The organism is Sphingobium sp. ZW T5_29, from assembly GCF_044987515.1.
In the GTDB taxonomy this organism is placed as follows: Bacteria; Pseudomonadota; Alphaproteobacteria; order Sphingomonadales; family Sphingomonadaceae; genus Sphingobium.
This window is the reverse complement of the sequence record NZ_JBJDRM010000038.1, coordinates 1-603: the sequence shown is the minus strand read 5'-3', so window position 1 is coordinate 603 and position 603 is coordinate 1. Positions and strand designations below refer to the sequence as shown.

Sequence of the window (603 nt, the reverse complement as noted above, 5' to 3'; positions counted from 1 at the left end):
CGATCGTGTCGCGTTCTCCGGTGTTCATAGGACAAGTCTGTCACCGGATCATCGGTTTCGCCGTGTCGGAAACGAGCGCACTGCGTCGGAGCGGCCCGGCGATGCAGGAATGTCTCACTGATCGGGCGGTGCGATGGCCGGGAGCGACGTTTCGTCTCGCTCCCGCTCCTCAACCGGCTGACGACGGCTCGAGCTGCACGACGATGCCACGGTGGTCGCTGCCTCCGGCGTCGTCGATGAGCGCCGAACCCGTGGGCGTCCAGTCGGCCGAGGCCATCACGTGATCGATCGGTGCGCTGAGGAGCGGCGGGAGCGAGCTCGGCCACGTACCGCTGAGTCCGTTCCCGGTGCGGGCGGCCGCGTCGCGGCAGTAGCCCATGTCGCCGCCGTCGACACCGAGGGGTGTCATGTGATCGATCGTGGCGTTGAAGTCGCCGGCGAGGATCACGTTGCCCGCGGGGCACTGGTCGGCGATCCACTGCAGGTCGCTGCTCCACTGCCCCATCTCCTCGACGCGCGGAGCCACGGCATGCACGGCCACGATCGTCGGACCCTCGCCGTCCACGGGCATGAGCACGACGCTCGGCACCGAACCGGTGTTGC

General features: G+C 68.5%; 1 protein-coding gene. It reads right to left on the bottom strand.

Translation table 11 applies throughout. The annotated features are described in order from the left end of the window. Positions 1–169: 169 nt before the first annotated feature. The coding region (locus ACI3KQ_RS15945) for an endonuclease/exonuclease/phosphatase family protein (protein ID WP_404959326.1) at positions 170–603 on the bottom strand (434 nt) is incomplete at its 5' end.